Source organism: Algoriphagus jejuensis (genome assembly GCF_039523455.1).
GTDB lineage: Bacteria > Bacteroidota > Bacteroidia > Cytophagales > Cyclobacteriaceae > Algoriphagus > Algoriphagus jejuensis.
Genome location: NZ_BAAAFI010000018.1, coordinates 1 through 979 on the forward strand (window position 1 = coordinate 1; position 979 = coordinate 979).

Here is a 979-nt window from a genome sequence, read left to right on the forward strand (position 1 = left end):
TAAAGGCGAAAGCATATTATCGTAGTGGGGTGATCGTTGAGTCAACCCCAGTCACCATCAATGTCGTCGGTAAAGAACCAGAGATTTCTAATCCAGGCGCAAGTACAGGTTTACTTGAGGGACTTGTGGCATTTTACGAGATGGACAGCAACGTGTCAGGTGCCCTCAGGGATTCTCATGGCCAGAACCACGGGAAAAACAGTGCAATCGACCACGTATCCGGTTTTAATGGGAAGGGAAACAAATATGACGGGAAAACCTCGATCTCTAGCGTTCCCCACAGCAGCAGCTTGAACCTCGATACCGAGTTTACCCTGATGGCAGATATCTTCCGAGAGGGAGATGGCAAGGAAGACGGGGCTGTTATAGTCGGGAAGACGTTTTCATCATCCTGGCCTGAAAACCAGACGTACGCCATGGCCATCACTAAAGACAATAAGATTAGGCTCCGGGCAAACATTCCGTATTTGAGAGACTGGGTGTCAACCCAAACAGTCCCAGCAGGCAAATGGGTAAGGGTTATTGCGACCTACAAGTCAGGCGAGGGATTCAGTTTGTACCTGGACAAGGTAAGTCCGGAGAAATCCCCATCGTACTCAGGGTCAATTAGAGACTCTGAGATGGAACTGACAGTCGGCTCGGCTTCCCTGCTCAGGGATGCAGCCTATGCAAGAAGGATCGATGGAGTCTTGGACAACGTGGGAATCTGGAACAGGCAGCTGTCTAGAGAAGAGATCTCAACGCTAATATCCAACAAGATCACCTATCCCGATTTTGCTGGCAAGCAGGAAACTTCAAAAGTCAGTATAGTTTCGCCCGCTCAAAATTCTCAATTCGAAGTGCTTAGTGCTGTTCAGATTAATTTGGCATCAGAGGGAACTATCGACAAAATCGAGCTTTTCGGAGGTACAACGTTAATTGCTACCCTGAATTCAGGCACTCTAAACTATACCTGGAAAGGAGCCCCCATAGGCCAAAC

The 979-nt window shown here is 48.4% G+C and carries 1 protein-coding gene; it reads left to right on the plus strand.

All coding sequences use genetic code 11. The features are described 5' to 3' along the window. A partial coding sequence (locus ABD031_RS13260; protein WP_343852236.1) for a LamG-like jellyroll fold domain-containing protein occupies positions 1-979 on the plus strand: 979 nt, incomplete at both ends.